The following is a 16,987-nucleotide window of genomic DNA, read 5'->3' as shown; positions in this document are numbered from 1 at the left end:
CAAAGTGACGCCTGGATGGCACGCCCCATGCTTTCTTTCCTAGGCCATTCGTCCGAATGGGTCAGCCGCCGCGACTCGGCCAGAATCCAAGGCCAGACCGCACGGCAGGGCCGGGCCAGGATGGCCGCGGACGCCAGGCGGGCCGGCAGGGGGGTGTGGTGGTGGCAGGCTGGATACCAGGAACGCACACGTGGCGGCGATGGTTCGTCCTCGCGCTGCTGCTGCTCGTGCCATGGCGCGCCATGCCGCAGACCGCGGCGCCGATGGAGGCCGCCTGGTGCGCGGCCCGTCCCGGCGATACGCCGGCCGGCGTGCTGGCCGCGTTCGACCGCGGCGAACTGCGCGCCTTCGACCCGTCCGCGATGACCCCGATCCTCAACCCCGGCGAAGCCGCCTGGGTGGTGCTGCGGCCGCTGCCGACGCCGCTGGCCGAGGAGCGCGCGCTCACCATCGAACCGCCACCGCTGACGCCGGTGACGCTGTACGCGCGCGGCGAACCCGCGCGCCGGCTGGCCCTGGACGATTTCGACGCGCCGCTGCACGGCCACGGCCGGCTGGCCTGGCGCATGCCGGCCGACACGGCCGCCACGGTGCCGATCCTGCTGCGCTTCGAGGCCAATGCCGCGGCCAGCGCGCCGGTGCGCTTCGGCTTGCAGCCCTGGGCCGACTACCTGCGCGACGACGCCGGCTGGCTGATGTTCGCCAGCGCCTGTTTCGCGGTGATGCTGGCGATGGCCGCGTTCGCGCTGTGCCTGGCGCTGATGCTGCGCGATGCCACCTTCGGCTGGTATGCCGGCTATGTGTGCTGCTACGCGGCGATCCAGGGCATCCAGACCGGCTACGTGTTCCATCCGATGGAATGGGCCTGGCTGGCCGGCACCGCGCAGGTGGCCGCGCCCACCGCGGCGCTGCTGTCGCTGGCCTTCGCCGCGGTGTTCGTGGCGCGCTTCTGCGATCTGCAGCGCTTCGCGCCGGCACTGCACGCCACCACGCTGGCGCTGGCGCTGGGTGCGCCGCCGCTGGTGCTGATGCGCAGCAGCCATCTCGATGCGCTGATCGCGCCGGCGCGTGCGCTGCACTACCCCATGCTGCTGATCGGCGCGGTGCTGCTGCTGTGCGCCGGCGTGGTCGCCGCGGTGCGCGGTTCGCGCAGCGCGCGCTATTTCCTGCTCGGCTTCACGCCGCTGCTGGCGATCACCGTGCTGGACAGCGCGCAGGCGAATGGCGCCCTGCCCGGCATGGACTGGCTGGACGATGCGGCCCTGGCCGCCGGCGCGGTGCAGGCCGTGGTGCTGGCACTGGGCCTGGCCGACCGCGCGCTGGCCATGCGCCACGACACCGACGTGGTGCGCGAACTGGCCGACGTCGATGCGCTGACCCGCGTACTCAACCGCCGCGCTTTAAGCGAAAGCCTGCAGGCGGCGATGTCCTGCCACAGCGAGCCGCTGGCCCTGCTGTTCCTGGACCTGGACTGCTTCAAGTCGCTCAACGACAGCCAGGGCCACCACGCCGGCGACTGCGCGCTGGCCGCCGTGGCCGCCGCGCTGCGCCACGAACTGCGCCCGCAGGATCTGCTCGGCCGCCACGGCGGCGAAGAATTCCTTGCCGTTCTGCGCGGCGTGGAACTGCCGCAGGCCATCCACGTGGCCACGCGGCTGTGCCGGCGCGTGCACCGGCTGGAAATTCCCGTGGACGGCCGCCAGCAGTTGCTGACGGTCAGCATCGGCATCGCCATGCGCCGCGCCGACGACACGGTAGAAACCCTGGTCGAGCGCGCCGACCACGCGATGTACCGCGCCAAGCTCGAAGGCCGCAACCGCGTGCGCGTGGACGAGAAGCTGATGGCCTGCCGCTCGCGCGAGCGGGCGGCGCTGCGTTCGACGGAGCAGTCGTAACGATCGCTCAGGCGTTCTGGTACAGCCACTGCTTGAGCTCGGCCTTGATCGCCTCGCCGGGCTGGCCCAGCCAGATCAGCTCGTCGTTGCTTTCGGAGGCTTCGAGCTGGTCGCTGCGGGCCCGCGCGAACACGCCCCACATTTGATGCGTCTTCTCGTCGTAGGCCAGCACCAGTCGCTCGGTCGCGCAATCGTGCGGCTTGCAGCCCTGTGCGATGAGCAAGGTCTTGCCGTCCACGCTCGTTTCCTCAGCGGGCGTGTTGGTGCCGCCATCGCGGGTCCATGCGGGCAGGCGCTTTGCGCCGGCCAGCGCCTTGAAAGCGGCGGCGTAGTCGGCGCGCTCCAGCAGGTCGGACAGATAGGGCACCGCGTCCGCCTCGGCCGGCGCCGGTGCCGCGGTGGACGATGCAGCCGCCGCGCTGCTGCCAGCCGCCGGCGCCTCGCGGCTCATGGGCGGAACAGCGCGGATGACCGTGGTATCCGCCACCGGGGTGGTGGCCGCCTGATCCGCCGGGGTCTCCTGCGAGCACGCAGCGATGGCGAGAATCGAAGCGCCAATGAATGCGAAAGCGGCCATTTTCATACGGATATTCCTTGCAGCAACGGGTACGGAAAGCGGCGGCACGCCGCAAAAAGCACCGCACCATAGCCGCGGCCGCCTGGCCGCGTCGGCAGGAAATTTCCAGTGGGAGTGCGCAGGCGCGTCACCGCACCGCGCCGGGGTCGGTTACTCGGGGTAGTACAGCTTTTTCTTCAGCTCGTCCTTGGTCTTGTCGTCCGGCTCGCCCAGCCAGCTCAGCTGGTCGTTGCTGCCGTCGCTGACATCGGCCGGCGCTTCGCCCTGGCGCCGCGCGAACACGCCCCACATCGCGTGGCTCTTCTCGTCGTACAGCAGCACGATGCGTTCGCTGGGACAGTCGTGCGGCTTGCAGCCGGCCGCGGCAAGCAAGCTCTTGCCATCGAGCGCGACTTTCTGCGCCGGCGTCGAGGTGCCGCCCTGCTGTGTCCAGTCGGGCAGGCCCTGTGCACCCTTCAGTGCGTGGAACGCGATGGCGAAATCGCTCTGCTGCAGCAGGTCGAACAGATAGGGACCATCGGCGGCCGGCGTGGCGGCTGAAGACGCAGTCGCTGCGCTGCTGTCGGGTGCGGGAGCCTGGTTGCTCGCCGACGCCGTGGCGGTGGTGGATATCGCCGGCGACGATGGCGTCGCCGGATTATCCGTGGTGTCGTCCTGCGAGCACGCGGCGACGGCGAGGACCGAGGCGATCACGAGCGCGTGAACGGCATGTTTCATGGCTGCCTCCCTTCGTTATTCGTTCGAAGGACTTCGACCATACGGCGCGAGGGCTGAATCGCCACCCTTGCGATCCCATGCCGTGAACCAGATCACGTGCATCGTGCTGTTGGGGTTCGCCTGCGGCTCACCCCAACCTACGCCATGCGTTCGGCAGCGGCCACGATCTCCGCTTCGCCCGGCAAGACCAGCAACGCGGCACCGGCCAGAGGCGTGTACGTGTCGGCACCCACCACGCGCTGCAGCGGCGTGGCGCCGCAACCTCCTTCGACGATGGCGGTGATGATGCCCTCGCCCACACCGGCGCTGCGGCGGCCTTCGTCGAGCACCAGGATGCGCTTCGCGTTGCGCGCCTGCTCCGCGATGAACGCATCGTTGAGCGGCGCCAGCCAGCGCAGGTCCACCACGCGCGTGCGCCAGCCGCTTTTCTTTTCGATCTCGCGCGCGGCGCGCAGCGCCATCGGCACGCCGTTGCCGAAGGTGAACACCACCAGGTCGTCGGCCTCCTGTTCGTACACGCGGCCCTCGCCCAGCGGCAGCGCCTCACCCGGTGCGGGATAGGCGTACTGCCACAGGCCGTCGCCGGCTTCGTACAAGTCCTTGGTCATGTACAGCGCGATCGGCTCCAGGAAGGCGCACACGCGCCCGTCCACCTTGGCCAGCGCCATCAGGGTGCGCAGCATCGCCGCCGCGTCGTCGCCGCGGCTGGGGCAGCCGACCACCAGGCCGGGGATGTCGCGCAGCGCGGCGATCGAGTTGTCGTTGTGGAAGTGGCCGCCGAAGCCCTTCTGATAGCCCAGCGAGGCCACGCGCATCACCAGCGGATTGCGGTACTGGTCGTTGGAGAAGAACTGCAGGCTGCAGGCTTCGCCGCGGATCTGGTCGCAGGCGTTGTGGAAATACGCCAGGTACTGGATTTCCGGCATGGGCAGCATGCCCATGTTGGCGTAGCCCTGGGCCAGGCCCAGGATCACCGTCTCGTCGAGCAGCGTGTTGAACACGCGGTTGCCCTTGAAGGTCTTGAACAGACCCTTGGTCACCGTGTATACGCCGCCCTTCAGCGCCACGTCCTCGCCGAACAGCAGCGACTCCGGATACTTCGCCATCACATCGTGCAGCGCCTGGCCGATCTGGATCGCCAGATGGCGCGGCGGCTGCTTCTCCGGCAGCTTCTCTTCGCCACCGAACACTTCGGCGCGGCGCGCGGCGTAGTCGGCGCGCTCCGCTTCCGCCTTCACCGCGGCCGGCGTGTACGGCGCCAGCGGCTTCATCACTTCGGCCAAGCTGCCCAGGCGCGGACGGCTATCGGCATCTTCGGCGGCGGCGAAGCATTGCTTGCGGGTGGCTTCGTACAGTTCCAGCAGCGACTCGCGCGTGTACAGGCCCGAAGCGAGCGCGATCTCGGCCGAGCGCAGCAACGGGTCGGTGGCTTCCAGCGCGAACAGTTCCTCCACGCTGCGCCACTCGATCTCGAAATCGGTGCCGGCGTGGCCCATCACGCGCGTGGTGCGCAGATGCAGGAAGGTCGGGCGGCGCGTGCGGCGGCAGTGCTCCACCGCAGCCTGCACCTGACCGTAGCCTTCGGCCAGATCCAGGCCGTCGGCGTAGAAATAATCCAGGTCCGCACGCCGGCTGAAATTGTTGGCGATCCAGCCGCTGGGCGTCTTCACCGAGATGCCGATGCCGTTGTCCTCGCACACGAACAGCACCGGCGCGGGCAGCTTCTGATAGGCCGCCCACCCTGCCGCGTTGAACGCGGTCTGCGCGGTGGCGTGATTGGACGAGGCGTCGCCGAAGGAGCAGATCGCGATGCTGTCTTCCGGCACCGGCAGCGTGTGGCCGATGCGGCGCGCCTGCTCGATCGCCACCGCGGTGCCGAAGGCTTTCGGCAGGTGCGAGGCGATGGTCGAGGTCTGCGGCAGCACCCACAGCGGCTTGCTGCCCCACACCTTGTGGCGGCCGCCGGAGGCGGGGTCTTCCATGCTGGCGGCGAAGGACAGCGCCGAATCCATCACCGGATCCATGCCCGGCAGCTTGCGGAAGCGCTCGGCCATGAAGCCGCCGGAGCGGTAATGCAGGAAGGCCGGATCGGTATGGCGGGTGAGGCGCGCCACCATCGCATTGCCTTCGTGGCCGCTGGAGCCGATGGTGTAGAACACCTTATTTTGCACACGCAGCACGCGGGCCATCAGGTCCAGATGGCGCGAGATCAGCTGCGAGCCGAGCAGGTCGCGGAAGCCTTGCGCATCCAGTGCGCTGCCGGGCAGCACCGGCTCGCCGCCGCGCGGCGCGGCATGCGCCTGGCCCTGCCAGAGCCGCACGAACTCGATGAAGTTCTGGTCGACGATCTCGGCGCGGTTGAAGCCTTTGTGGCGGGCACTCAGGGAGAACGGAAGCGCGGTCATGGCGTGTCGGGTTCGATAGGAAGGGGAGGAAGAAAAAGGTGGCGTCAGCTCGCGGTGCTCAGCAAAGCGCGCAACAGCGCGGCGCGATGCAGGTCTTTCGGGCGGGCGAAGCTTTCCAGGATGCGGATCTGTTCGGGGATGCTGGGCACGGGCACGTCCAGGCCGGTGACGCGCACCTGCACGGTCTCGTGCACCGCCACCGGCTGCCAGCCCTGCCCCGCGTTGAGTTCCAGCGCGCCCATCACTTCCACCGGCATGCCGGAAAAGCGGAAGCGCGCGAAGTGCGAGCGGAAGCGTTCGGCGCCGGCGGGTTCGTAGCTGGCTTCGAGGCGGTCGCGCCAGGCCTCGGTGAGGCGCGCGGCATCGGCGGCGCTGGTGAGCAGGTCCAGATCGGCCACGCTGACGTCGGCGCCGGCCAGGCGGGCAGCGGCGCTGCCGATGACCTGCCACGGATCGCGGCACAGCTGCCGCAGCTGCGGCACGGCGTCGAGGATGACCTGCTCCAGTGCGTCGCGCATGCGGCTCCTCAGGTGCGCCGGTGGCGGCGCCACTCCTCGCGGCTCTGGCCCCAGATATCGATGGCCACGTCCTGGAACGGCTCCGGCAGGCGGCCCGGGCCGCGCTTGCGCGAACCCAGGCGCAGGGCCAGCGCCTGCGAAGGCGTGTTGGCCGGGTCGATGCTGTGGATCACGTCGGTCCGGCCCAGATGCTCGAAGGCCCAGTCCATCGCCGCCGTGGCGCCCTCCGCCGCGTAGCCCTTGCCCCAGGCCGCGCGCGCCAGGCCCCAGCCCACTTCGGGGCCGGGCCAGCCTTCCGGCTGCCAAGGGCCGAGCCGGCCCAGCCACTGGCCGGTGGCCTTCTCGATCACCGAGAACATGCCGTAGCCCTGGATCGACCAGGCGCCGACCATGGTGAGAAAGCCGCGCCAGGCCACCGCGCGCGGCTGCTGCCCGCCGATAAAGCGGGCCGATTCCGCATCGGCCATGTTCGCGGCCCAGCCGTCGAAATCCTCAGCCTGCGGCGGACGCAGCAGCAGGCGCTCGGTTTCGATGCGCAGCCCGACCCAGGCGGTATCCGGCGCCCCCATCGGCGTCAGAACGCGTTGATGCCGGTGAGCTCGCGGCCCACCACCAGCTGGTGCACGGTTTCCGTGCCCTCGTAGGTGATCACCGACTCCAGGTTCAGCGCATGGCGGATCGCCACGTGCTCGGTGGTGATGCCGGCGCCGCCCAGGATGTCGCGGCATTCGCGCGCGATGTCGATGGCCATGCGGCAGTTGTTCCACTTGGCCAGCGAGACCTGGGTCGGCTGCATGTTGCCGGCGTCCTTCAGGCGGCCCAGCTGCAGCGACAGCAGCTGCGCCATGGTGATGCGGCGGGCCATCTCAGCCATCTTCAGCTGCACCGCCTGGTTCGAGGCCAGCGGGCGGCCGAACAGCACGCGCTCCTGGGTGTAGTCCAGCACTTCCTTCAGGCAGGCCTGGGCGGCGCCGATCGGGCCCCAGGTGATGCCGTAGCGGGCCTGGGTGAGGCAGCCCAGCGGACCCTTCAGGCCCTTCACGTTGGGCAGGCGGTTGGCTTCGGGCACGCGCACGTTGTCGAAGAACAGCGCCGAGGTGACCGAGGCGCGCAGGCTCATCTTCTTGTGCACTTCCTGGGCGGTGAAGCCCTTGGTGTCGGTCGGCACGATAAAGCCCTGGATGCCGTCCTCGGTCTGCGCCCACACGATGGCGATGTGCGCCAGGTTGCCGTTGGTGATCCACATCTTGGCGCCGTTGATGACCCAGTCGCCGCCATCCTTTTTGGCGTTGGTCTTCATATTGGCCGGGTCCGAGCCGCCGTGCGGTTCGGTGAGGCCGAAGCAGCCGATGATCTCGCCGGCAGCCATCTTGGGCAGGTAGTGCAGCTTCTGCTCTTCGGTGCCGTAGGCGTAGATGGGGTACATGCACAGCGAGCTCTGCACCGAGGCGAAGCTGCGCAGGCCCGAATCGCCGCGCTCCAGCTCCTGGCAGATCAGGCCGTAGCTGACCCCGTTCATGCCGGCGCAGCCGTATTTTTCCGGAAGGGTGGCGCCCAGCAGGCCCAGGCTGGCGATTTCCGGCACCAGTTCCTTGGGAAAGCGGCCCTGGTCGAACGCGTCGCCGATGATCGGCAGCACGCGCTCGTCCACGAAGCGGCCCACGGTGTCTTGCACCATGCGCTCCTCGTCGGTGAGCAGCGAGCGGACGTCGTACAGGTCGAGCGGGTTCAGGCGGGCGGACATGCGGATGTTCCGTGCGGTCGGTGGGAAGCTCCCGATTCTAGCGGGGCGCGTCGGTTGGGGTCATGACGAGGTGCAGCAGATGGCGCTTCCGCAAGCTGCCCCCTCTCCCCAGCGGGGAGAGGGTTGGGGTGAGGGGGACCTACGGAGCGGCGAGGCGGGGGCGGTAAGCGAGCGAGGCTTCGTCGAGCCTCTATCGCGAGCACCCGCCCCTCATCTGCCTGCCGGCATCTTCTCCCCGGCGGGGAGAAGAGTTCCACATTGGGCGGTGGCTTATGGGACCATGCTCTTTCTCCTTCCCTACCCCTCCCCCATGCTCAAAGGCGTCCTCCTGGGCTTCGCCTGCTACGCGGCCTACGCGATCAGCGATGCCTTCGTGAAATCCCTGCACGGCGGCCTGCCGGCCTACGAGGCGGTGTTCTTCGGCGCCGTGCTGATGCTCAGCGCCCTGCCCTTCATCCGGCGGCCGGAGGACCGCTGGATCGAGGTGTTCCAGGCCCGCAAGCCGTCGCTGTGGTGGATCCGGGCGATTTCCGGCGCCATCTGCAATATCGCCGCGGTGATCGCGTTCACCGCGCTGCCGATGGCCGAAGCCTTCGCGCTGATTTTTCTGTTGCCGATCTTCGTGACCCTGCTGTCGGTGCTGTTCCTGAAGGAGCACGTGGGCTGGCGCCGCTGGTCGGCGGTGGTGGCGGGTTTCCTGGGCGTGCTGGTGGTGCTGCGGCCGGGGTTCCGCGCGCTGGGCGTGGGGCATCTGGCGGCGATGATCTGCGGCCTGTCCGGCGCGGTCTCGGTGGTGGCACTGCGCATGGCCGGTGCGCACGAGAAGCGCATCAGCCTGTACGGCGCGGGCGTGATCGGCCCGCTGCTGGCGGGCGGCTTGCTGATGCTGCCGGACTTCGTCTGGCCCGACGCGCACCAGTGGATGCTGCTGGCCGGCTACGGCCTGCTCGCGGGCCTGGCCGGCGTGCTGCTGATGCTGGCGACCCAGCATGCGCCGGCCAACCGCGTGGCGCCGACGCAGTACAGCCAGATGCTGTGGGCGATCGGCTTCGGCTACTGGCTGTTCGGCGACCATCTGGACTGGCCGATGCTGATCGGCATCGGGCTGATCCTGGGGTCGGGGCTGTTCACGCTGGTGCGCGAGGAGCGCGTGACGCCGTGGTGGCGGCGGACCAAACTGGTCTAGGAAGCGCCGGCGGCACTTCTCCGCGGATTCACGCCATACCTGCCCGGCGACCGGGATTTCGCGGATGACTGATCGGAGCGACAGCTATTTTTGCTGCCGCGCCGGCTTTCGCCAGTCGGGACAATCCGGATCCCAGTCCCGGCGGCGAACCGAGGTGACCACGCAGGTCGGCTCGTACGTCCAACGCAACGTCGTCTCAGTGATCAAGTCCATCACGGACTCCAATGGCCCTCGGCCCGCCCGCCGCGGCTGCGTCGACAGCTGCCCCTGGTACAGCACCTCCAGTGGCTGGCCCAGCTGAAGTTCGAGGTCCGCGCGTTCCCGCAGACCGGAGGGCGCGGAGGAATCTGGACGCTCCATGGAAAGCTGGCTGCCGGTCCGCGAAACACAACCCGCCGTGCAAGCGAGCAGCGCGCACGCCATCCATTTCAGAACACCGCACAGTTTCATGCTTGAAGACCTCGGGCTCGTCGGCAAGGTCGCGGCAGACAGGCCTGAAGGGCAAATCCGCCCCGCATGCCGGTTTCTGAAGCGATTCAGAAGACGAGGCTACCGGCCATGCTTTCCGGAAGAACCTGGAATGATCTCAATCTCGACTGCGCTTCGAGGCAATGCAGCGAGCTCACCGTACGGGCTGGAGGCTCTCCAGCTTGTATCGCCTCGCACGTCCACGCTCAGCTGTTGCTGACCCCGTGCGGCACGTGCCCCGCCGCCACATACTTGCGCGCGGATTCGACGTTGGCCGGTGAATCGTCGAAGAAGATGTCGGCGCCGAAGGCTTCCAGGAACGGGCCCTTGTCGCGCCCGCCGAGGAACAGCGCCTCGTCGATGCGCACGCCCCAGCGGCGCAAGGTCAGGATCACGCGCTTGTGCGCCGGCGCCGATCGCGCCGTCACCAGCGCCGTGCGGATCGGCGAGGTCTCCGCCGGGAACGCCGCCTGCAGGCGATGCACGGCAGTGAGAAAGCCGCGGAACGGCCCGACCGACAGCGACTCCTCCGCCCGCTCGCGCTCGTTGCGATGGAACGCCTCCAGCCCCTCCTCGCGCGACACGCGCTCGCCCTCGTCGCCGAAGATCACCGCATCGCCATCGAAGGCGATGCGCAGCTGCTCGGTCGCGCGCTGCGGCGCCACCGACGGCAGGATGGTGGCGGCAGCCACGCCGGCGGCGAGCGCGCGGCCCACGTCTTCGGCATTGGCGGACAGGAACAGGTCGGTCTTGAACGGCGCGATGTAGTCGGACGTCGGCGCACCGCTGGTGAACGCCGCGCGGCTGATGTCCAGGCCGTAATGCTGGATCGCATTGAAAATGCGCAGCCCCGTATCGCCGGAATTGCGCGACAGCAGGATCACTTCCACCGGCGGCACGTTGCCGCCGAGCTTGTTCAGGCCCAGCAGCTTCTGCACCAGCGGAAAGGCCACGCCGGGCTTGAGGATCTCGTTCTCGTGGTCGATCTGGAACGCGCGGTAGGCATCGAGGCCGTCGCGCTCGAACAGCGCGTGGCTGTCGCCGAGATCGAACAGCGCGCGCGAGGAAATCGCCACCACCAGGCGGTTGTCGCTGGCGGCTTTCGGATCGTGGGCGTCGGGGTGCGGGGTGGTCATGGCGTGATTGTGCACGTGATCAGTCCGGTGCGAACTGCTCGTCGAGGATGCGCTGTTCCAGATTGTGCTCCGGATCGAACAGCAGGCGCACGCCCGGCCCCGCCGACTGCCGCACCGTCACCGCGCGCACGTCGCGCACTTCGTGGAAATCCGCGGTGGCGCTGACCGGCCGCTTGTTCGGATCGAGCACGCGCAGGCTGACCTGGGTGCGGTGCGGCAGGATCGCGCCGCGCCAGCGGCGCGGGCGAAACGGGCTGATCGGGGTGAGCGCCAGCACGTTGGCATCCAGCGGCAGGATCGGGCCGTGCGCGGAGAGGTTGTACGCGGTGGAACCGGCCGGGGTGGACACCAGGATGCCGTCGCACACCAGCGCATCGAGCTTCACCGTTTCGTTGAGCTTGATCTCCAGGTGCGCGGCCTGGTTGCTCTGGCGCAGCAGCGAGACTTCGTTGAACGCCAGCGCGTGATGCTTCTCGCCCTTGGCGCAGACGACGTCCATCTCCAGCGGATACAGCACCGCGGCATGCGCCCGCTCGATGCGCCCGGGCAGATCATCCACCCGATGCTTGTTCATCAGGAAGCCGACGCGGCCGAGCTTCATGCCGTAGACCGGAATGTCCAGCGGCAGATGCGCATGCAAGGTGCGCAGCATGAAGCCATCGCCCCCCAAGGCCACGATCGCCTGCGCCTGCTCCGGCGGCACCTCGCCGTAACGCTCCACCAGTTTGCGCCGCGCCTGCTGGGCGACCGAGGTTTCGCTGGCGACGAAGGCGTAGGCCATGGGGGCGTGGGCGGCGGCGGATGGGCGGCCAGTTGAGCGTAGATGGGCGATGGGTGCAAGGGCTGGCGTGCCTTGCCTCCGGGTACTCCTGGTTTTTTCCGGTTCAACACCGGTCTTTCGATTTCTACGATGCCCGTCCCTCATCGCACCCGGCGTGCGTGCGCGAGGTTCCTTCGATGCCCAGCTACCGGCAGGTGTGCGGTAGGCCTCGGTGTGTGCACGCACATTGCAATCAAGTGGAGATGCTTTAAGTGAATACGATTTACAAGGTCGTAAGGAATGCCTCGACCGGCAAGTGGGTGGTGGCGTCGGAGTTGGCCAAGGGGCGCACGAAGAAGGCTTCGAAAGCCATCGCTGCGATGGCGATCACCATCCTCGGATTCAGTGCGAATCTCGCCTTGGCCGAAACAGATGGCACAACGGAGCATGCAGCAACATCCTGTACTACAACCGACGGCAAGCCCGGGACCATCAACCCACAGAATGCATGTGCGGCCCGCAATAGCCCAAATTCAGCTGCACTTGCACCACGGACCATTGCGTCACGCGCGACGCTCGACGATGGATTCATTAAAGTCATTGGCAATACAAGTTCAAGCTCAACCACCCCCGCCACTGCAAACGGTTCTGGAGCGATTGCCATAGGTGACGGTGCTCAGTCAGGCGCGTCGAGCGGAACCGTCGACACGGTAGCCATCGGCATTTCATCCAAGGCTATAGGACGCACCTCTGTCGCTCTCGGCAGGGCGGCCTCGTCAAGCGGAATCCAGTCTACGGCCATAGGCAACGAAGCATCGTCGGCTGCCACCAACTCTCTCGCCTTCGGCGCAAGTTCATTAGTTGACTCGACCTCCACGGGTGCCGTCGCGCTCGGCGCCGGAGCCTCCGTAGCCGCGAACGCAGCTAACTCGGTTGCACTCGGCAACAATTCGACGGTCAGCGCCGCCAATACCGTGTCGGTAGGCAACTCCACCACCAAGCGCACAATTGTCAATATGGGCAACGGCGTGAGCGCTAACGACGCCGTCAACGTCAGCCAGCTTTCGCCGGTGATCACCGCCCTCGGCGGCGGCGCCAAGATCGACGCCACCACCGGCGCCGTTACCGGCCCGACCTACACCCTGACCAACGGTGGCGCGCAGACTACGGTAGGTGGTGCGCTGACCAGCCTGGATACGGCGATCACCAACGCCAACAAGTATTACAAGGTCAACACTTACAGCACGGCCGCCAATGCCGTCGCTAACGGCACCGGCGCCATCGCGATCGGTGGCGGTGCGGTGGCAGGTAAGGACACGACCACTACGGACTCGGTGGCGATCGGCCTTTATGCCAAGGCGGAGGGCTCGCAAGCCATCGCTCTGGGTCGCAGCTCGATCGCGAGCGCCACGCATGCCGTGGCCCTGTCCGACAGCGCCAAGGCGCAGAGCGAAAATTCGCTCGCCGTGGGCTATAACGCTACGGTCGACAGCACCGCCAGCGGTGGCATGGCCGTCGGCGCCGGCGCATCGGTGGGCACGAGTGCCACCAACTCCATCGCGCTCGGTTACGGCTCGACCGTTACCGAGGCCAACACCGTCTCCATCGGCAGCAGCACCCTTGCGCGCAAGCTCACCGGCCTAGCCGACGGCACCCTGTCCAGCACCAGCAAGGACGCCGTCACCGGCGCCCAGCTCTACGCCACCAACCAGAACGTCACCACCAACGCCACCAACATCACCGCCCTGCAGGGCCAGATCAACAACGGCTCGGTCGGCCTGGTGCAGCAGGATGCCACCACCAAGAAGATCACCGTGGCCGCGGGTGCCGAGGGCGACACCGTCGACTTCTCCGGCAAGAAGGACGGCAAGACGACTTCGCGCAAGCTCACCGGCCTCAGCGACGGCACGCTGTCCAGCACCAGCACCGACGCGGTGACCGGCGCGCAGCTGTATGCCACCAACGAAAAGGTGACCGCCAACACCAAGGACATCACCACCAACGCCGGCAACATCAGCTCGCTGCAGACGCAGATCAATGAAGGCACGATCGGCCTGGTCAAGCAGGACGCCACCAGCAACGCCATTACCGTGGGCGGCGCCAGCGGCGGCACCAGCATCAGCTTCGCCGGCACCAGTGGCGGTCGTGTGCTGAGCGGCCTGGCCAACGGCACCGCCGACGACAATGCGGTGACCATCGCCCAGCTCAAGGCCGTGGGCCTGGTCGACCCCGATGGCAAGACGCTGGCGGCGCTGGTGTACACCGACCTGACCATGTCCACCGCCATGCTCGGCGGCACCAAGGGTACGGTGATCCGCAACCTGGCCAACGGCTCGATCGCACACGGCAGCATGGAAGCCGTCAACGGCGGCCAGCTGTTCGACATGCAGCAGGACATCACCAACCAGATGAACGCGCTCAACGGCCAGGTCGGCGCGCTGAGCAACCAGGTCAATCAGATTCAGCAGGGCCTCGACGACGGTTCGCTGGGCGGTTCCGGCGGCGGCGGCGCCGGCACCGGCACCGGCAGCGCCACCCTGGGCGATGGCGCCAATGCTTCCGGCACCAACAGCACCGCGGTCGGCACGGGCTCCAATGCTTCCGGCAGCGGCAGCACGGCCACCGGCGCGGGTTCCAATGCGTCGGGCGACAACAGCACGGCCACCGGCACCAACGCCGTCGCCTCCGGCACCGGCAGCACGGCCAACGGCAACGGCGCGCAGGCCTTGGGCAACAACAGCAGCGCCAGCGGCGCCAACGCCATCGCTTCGGGCGAAGGCTCGACCGCCAACGGCGCCAACGCCACGGCCGCCGGCACCAACAGCACCGCGCTGGGCGCCAACAGCAACGCCACGTCGAACAACTCGGTCGCGCTGGGCGCCAACTCCACCGCCGACCGCGACAACACCGTGTCGGTCGGTTCGGCCGGCAACGAGCGCCAGATCACCAACGTGGCAGCCGGCACGCAGCGCACCGATGCCGCCAACTGGGGCCAGGTGCAGGATGCCGTGCAAGGCGTGCAGGACTGGGCGAACCGCAAGTTCGAACAGGTCGACAGCCGCATCAACCGGATGGGTGCGATGAGCGCCGCCTATTCGCAGATGGCGTTCAGTGCGACCGGCGTGAACACGCCCAACCGCTTCGGCGTGGGCGTCGGCATGCAGGGTGGCAAGTCCGCGGTGGCGATGGGTGTCTCGCACCAGTTCTCGCCGAACATCAATGTCTCGTTCGGCGGCTCGTCTTCCGGCAAGGAGACCTCGGTGGGCGCGGGCATGGCCATCGGCTGGTAAGCAGCAGCAAGCGATGGGGAATCGCCTTGGCCGGCATCGAAAGATGCCGGCCTTTTTTGCGCCAGGCTTTCGGCGGCTATCCGTTTGGCTGCATTCCGGTATGCGCGCGAACGGTTCCGCAAACGGCGCGAACTTCGTCACCGCCATCAACCGGCTTACTGGCGACCATGGCCACGCTGCTGCCGACTGGGCAGGGGACATGCCACTCGTGGGGGCAAGGCACGAGGTAGCGAACATGGCCAGCGGCAGCAGCGCTTATCGCGAATAACGCATCGCCGCGGCATTTCATGCCATGGCGGCGATGCGCTGCGCGCTCTTCCAAGCACGGTCCACCTACTCGCAAGCACGCCCATGAGCCATAGACACCCGACCCATCTCAACCAGCACAGCACGACCTGCGTGCATGCCATACCGCACGCCAACCGCGTCGCTGCCAGGCGCCGAAACAAAGGCAGCGAACTGCTCGCCTTCGGCTTTTGCGCGCTGGCTTTATGCGTTGCGCCGCAGGCCGCGGCCAACGTGCTCGAAATCTGCAACGGCAAGACGGCCACCATCATCAACGCCGGCTCCACCGCGAAAATCGGCACCTGCAACGCGCAAGGAAAGAACGACACGACCTTCCTGCTCGCCAGCAATGGCGATGGCGCGGCCGTGCACGGCCATGACAACGGCACGCTGACCCTGCGCGGCAACAACGGCATCCAGATTCACGGCCAGACGTCGCTCAACGGCAACCGGCTCACCAGCCTCGCCGCCGGCATCGCCGATGCCGATGCGGTGAACGTCGGCCAGCTGCGGCCGTTGCAGAACTCGCTGCAGCAAGCGAACGACACGCTTGGCGCCCTGGAGAAGAGCGTCGGCACGGCCAACAGCAGCATCGCCAGCCTCAGCACGGGCCTCGACGGCGCGAACAAGCATATCGCCGGCCTCAAGAGCGGCCTCGATACCAGCAACGGCAATCTCGCGAAACTCAGCGGCAACCTCGACACCGCCAGCAGCCATCTGGCCAGGCTCAAGAGCGGCCTGGACAGCGCCAGCAGCAGCATCAGCCGAATCGACAACGACCTCAGCGCGAGCAAAGCCAGCATCACGCATCTGCTCGGCGCGCTCGGCGGCGGCGCCACGGTCGACGCGGCCGGCAACGTGGTGCAGCCGACCTACACGATCCAGGGCCGCGACCGCACCGGCGTGGATGGCGCATTGAACGCACTCGACGCCGGCCTGGATACGGCTAACGCGCAGATCGCCAGGCTCGACAGCGGCCTGGGCAACGGTTCCGCCGGACTGCTGCGGCAGGCCGCGCCAGGCGGGGACATCACGCTCGCCAAGGATCTCGATGGCAAACGCCTGAATATCGCCGGCAGCTTCGACGAACCGATCGCGGGCGGCGGTACCGCGAAGAAGATCAAGGACCGCCGCCTTACCGGCCTCGCCGCCGGCAGCGCCGACAACGACGCGGTGAACCTCGGGCAGCTCAAGGACAGCGGCCTGTTCGATCGCGATGGCACCGCGCGCCACGCCGTGATCTACGACGGTGCGGACAAGGCGATGGTGAGCTTCGGCGGCAGCGGCGGCACCGTGCTGGCCAATGTCGCCCCCGGCCTGATCGCCGCCGGCAGCACACAGGCGGTCAATGGCGGACAGCTCCACACGCTGCGGGAAGACCTGCAAGGCCAGCTGCATGGACTGGATGGACGCGTCGGCCAGCTGGAAACATCCGGTGCCGGCCATCACGACGACATGTCCCGCACTGCCAACGACACCGCAACAACCGCTCAGGCCAAGAGCCAGAACGACAACGCCAACCATCGCGCCGAAACAGGCACCGCCAGCCACACCGTAGCGGACCGCGGGCACACGGCATCGGCAAACCCGGCAACGCAACCCCGACAGATCGCCCACGTCGCCCCCGGCACCGCACGCACCGATGCCGCCAACTGGGGACAGGTGCAGGACGCCATCGGCGACGTGCGGCACTGGACCCGCCGCCGCTTCGCGCAGATGGACCGCCGTATCGCCGGCATGGGCGCGATGGGGGCGTCGATGGCGCAGATGGCGTTCAGTGCGCAGGGCCTGGCGAAGACGAACCGCGTGGCGGTGGGCGTGGGCAGGCAAGGCAGCCGGTCGGCCGTGGCGCTGGGCTATTCGCATCAGCTGCACGCGAACCTCAACCTGTCGCTGGGTGGAGCGGCAAGTGGCGATGACGCGTCGATGGGCGCGGGGCTCGCATTGGGCTGGTAAGCACCTGCCACAAAAAAGCCGGCATCCAAAGATGCCGGCTTTTTTCTTCT

12 protein-coding genes are annotated in these 16,987 nt (G+C 67.9%); 4 read left to right on the top strand and 8 right to left on the bottom strand.

The genetic code is table 11. The features are described from left to right. Positions 1-242: 242 nt before the first annotated feature. Positions 243-1,895: a diguanylate cyclase gene (locus KK141_RS04880; protein WP_214570415.1), complete on the top strand. Its 1,653-nt coding sequence runs from the start codon at positions 243-245 to the stop codon at positions 1,893-1,895. A 7-nt stretch (positions 1,896-1,902) separates the two neighbouring features. Here KK141_RS04880 and KK141_RS04875 read toward each other — a convergent pair whose 3' ends face one another. The 6 genes from KK141_RS04875 to KK141_RS04850 form a co-directional block, all read right to left on the bottom strand. After that, positions 1,903-2,478 carry an Ivy family c-type lysozyme inhibitor gene (locus KK141_RS04875; RefSeq protein WP_214570416.1) on the bottom strand — a complete coding sequence of 192 codons (576 nt, stop codon included), beginning with the start codon at positions 2,476-2,478 and terminating at the stop codon, positions 1,903-1,905. A 144-nt stretch (positions 2,479-2,622) separates the two neighbouring features. Beyond that, positions 2,623-3,189 (bottom strand): Ivy family c-type lysozyme inhibitor, encoded by a 567-nt coding sequence (locus KK141_RS04870; RefSeq protein WP_214570417.1) that lies wholly within the window; start codon positions 3,187-3,189, stop codon positions 2,623-2,625. A 137-nt stretch (positions 3,190-3,326) separates the two neighbouring features. Further along, complete coding sequence (locus KK141_RS04865) at positions 3,327-5,594, bottom strand: thiamine pyrophosphate-dependent enzyme (RefSeq protein WP_214570418.1); 2,268 nt, start codon at positions 5,592-5,594, stop codon at positions 3,327-3,329. Positions 5,595-5,638: 44 nt separating this feature from the next. Next, a complete protein-coding gene (locus tag KK141_RS04860) occupies positions 5,639-6,112 on the bottom strand; it encodes a hypothetical protein (RefSeq protein WP_214570419.1) in 474 nt (157 codons plus the stop codon). Between the two features lie 8 nt (positions 6,113-6,120). Next, complete coding sequence (locus tag KK141_RS04855) at positions 6,121-6,681, bottom strand: GNAT family N-acetyltransferase (protein WP_214570420.1); 561 nt, start codon at positions 6,679-6,681, stop codon at positions 6,121-6,123. Between the two features lie 5 nt (positions 6,682-6,686). Continuing rightward, positions 6,687-7,856: an acyl-CoA dehydrogenase family protein gene (locus KK141_RS04850; RefSeq protein ID WP_214570421.1), complete on the bottom strand. Its 1,170-nt coding sequence runs from the start codon at positions 7,854-7,856 to the stop codon at positions 6,687-6,689. 310 nt (positions 7,857-8,166) lie between these two features. Between KK141_RS04850 and KK141_RS04845 the strand changes: the two genes are divergently transcribed. Further along, complete coding sequence (locus KK141_RS04845; protein WP_214570422.1) at positions 8,167-9,042, top strand: DMT family transporter; 876 nt, start codon at positions 8,167-8,169, stop codon at positions 9,040-9,042. A gap of 674 nt (positions 9,043-9,716) precedes the next feature. Here the strand turns inward: KK141_RS04845 and KK141_RS04840 are convergent. Further along, positions 9,717-10,646, bottom strand: coding sequence for a 5'-nucleotidase (locus KK141_RS04840; protein WP_214570423.1), 930 nt, complete (start codon positions 10,644-10,646; stop codon positions 9,717-9,719). A 19-nt stretch (positions 10,647-10,665) separates the two neighbouring features. Next, the gene (locus tag KK141_RS04835; RefSeq protein WP_214570424.1) at positions 10,666-11,427 is read right to left on the bottom strand and encodes an NAD kinase; all 762 of its coding nucleotides are present in this window, start codon (positions 11,425-11,427) and stop codon (positions 10,666-10,668) included. Between the two features lie 359 nt (positions 11,428-11,786). Here KK141_RS04835 and KK141_RS04830 point away from each other — a divergent pair, with 359 nt between their 5' ends. Then, positions 11,787-14,696 carry a YadA-like family protein gene (locus KK141_RS04830; RefSeq protein WP_345777828.1) on the top strand — a complete coding sequence of 970 codons (2,910 nt, stop codon included), beginning with the start codon at positions 11,787-11,789 and terminating at the stop codon, positions 14,694-14,696. Positions 14,697-15,047: 351 nt separating this feature from the next. Then, positions 15,048-16,937 carry a YadA-like family protein gene (locus KK141_RS04825; RefSeq protein ID WP_214570426.1) on the top strand — a complete coding sequence of 630 codons (1,890 nt, stop codon included), beginning with the start codon at positions 15,048-15,050 and terminating at the stop codon, positions 16,935-16,937. The last annotated feature ends 50 nt before the right edge of the window (positions 16,938-16,987 follow it).

Source organism: Dyella sp. LX-66, assembly GCF_018599165.1.
GTDB classification, from domain to species: Bacteria; Pseudomonadota; Gammaproteobacteria; order Xanthomonadales; family Rhodanobacteraceae; genus Dyella_D; species Dyella_D marensis.
Note: the sequence above shows the minus strand (reverse complement) of the source record. Positions and strands in the feature narration are given on the sequence as shown.

What these genes read in the sequence shown, in the direction of transcription:
- KK141_RS04880 (WP_214570415.1), top strand. Translation starts at nt 243, where the DNA reads ATGCCGCAGACCGCGGCGCCGATGGAGGCCGCCTGGTGCGCGGCCCGT.
- KK141_RS04875 (WP_214570416.1), bottom strand. Translation starts at nt 2,478, where the DNA reads ATGAAAATGGCCGCTTTCGCATTCATTGGCGCTTCGATTCTCGCCATC.
- KK141_RS04870 (WP_214570417.1), bottom strand. Translation starts at nt 3,189, where the DNA reads ATGAAACATGCCGTTCACGCGCTCGTGATCGCCTCGGTCCTCGCCGTC.
- KK141_RS04865 (WP_214570418.1), bottom strand. Translation starts at nt 5,594, where the DNA reads ATGACCGCGCTTCCGTTCTCCCTGAGTGCCCGCCACAAAGGCTTCAAC.
- KK141_RS04860 (WP_214570419.1), bottom strand. Translation starts at nt 6,112, where the DNA reads ATGCGCGACGCACTGGAGCAGGTCATCCTCGACGCCGTGCCGCAGCTG.
- KK141_RS04855 (WP_214570420.1), bottom strand. Translation starts at nt 6,681, where the DNA reads ATGGGGGCGCCGGATACCGCCTGGGTCGGGCTGCGCATCGAAACCGAG.
- KK141_RS04850 (WP_214570421.1), bottom strand. Translation starts at nt 7,856, where the DNA reads ATGTCCGCCCGCCTGAACCCGCTCGACCTGTACGACGTCCGCTCGCTG.
- KK141_RS04845 (WP_214570422.1), top strand. Translation starts at nt 8,167, where the DNA reads ATGCTCAAAGGCGTCCTCCTGGGCTTCGCCTGCTACGCGGCCTACGCG.
- KK141_RS04840 (WP_214570423.1), bottom strand. Translation starts at nt 10,646, where the DNA reads ATGACCACCCCGCACCCCGACGCCCACGATCCGAAAGCCGCCAGCGAC.
- KK141_RS04835 (WP_214570424.1), bottom strand. Translation starts at nt 11,427, where the DNA reads ATGGCCTACGCCTTCGTCGCCAGCGAAACCTCGGTCGCCCAGCAGGCG.
- KK141_RS04830 (WP_345777828.1), top strand. Translation starts at nt 11,787, where the DNA reads ATGGCGATCACCATCCTCGGATTCAGTGCGAATCTCGCCTTGGCCGAA.
- KK141_RS04825 (WP_214570426.1), top strand. Translation starts at nt 15,048, where the DNA reads ATGAGCCATAGACACCCGACCCATCTCAACCAGCACAGCACGACCTGC.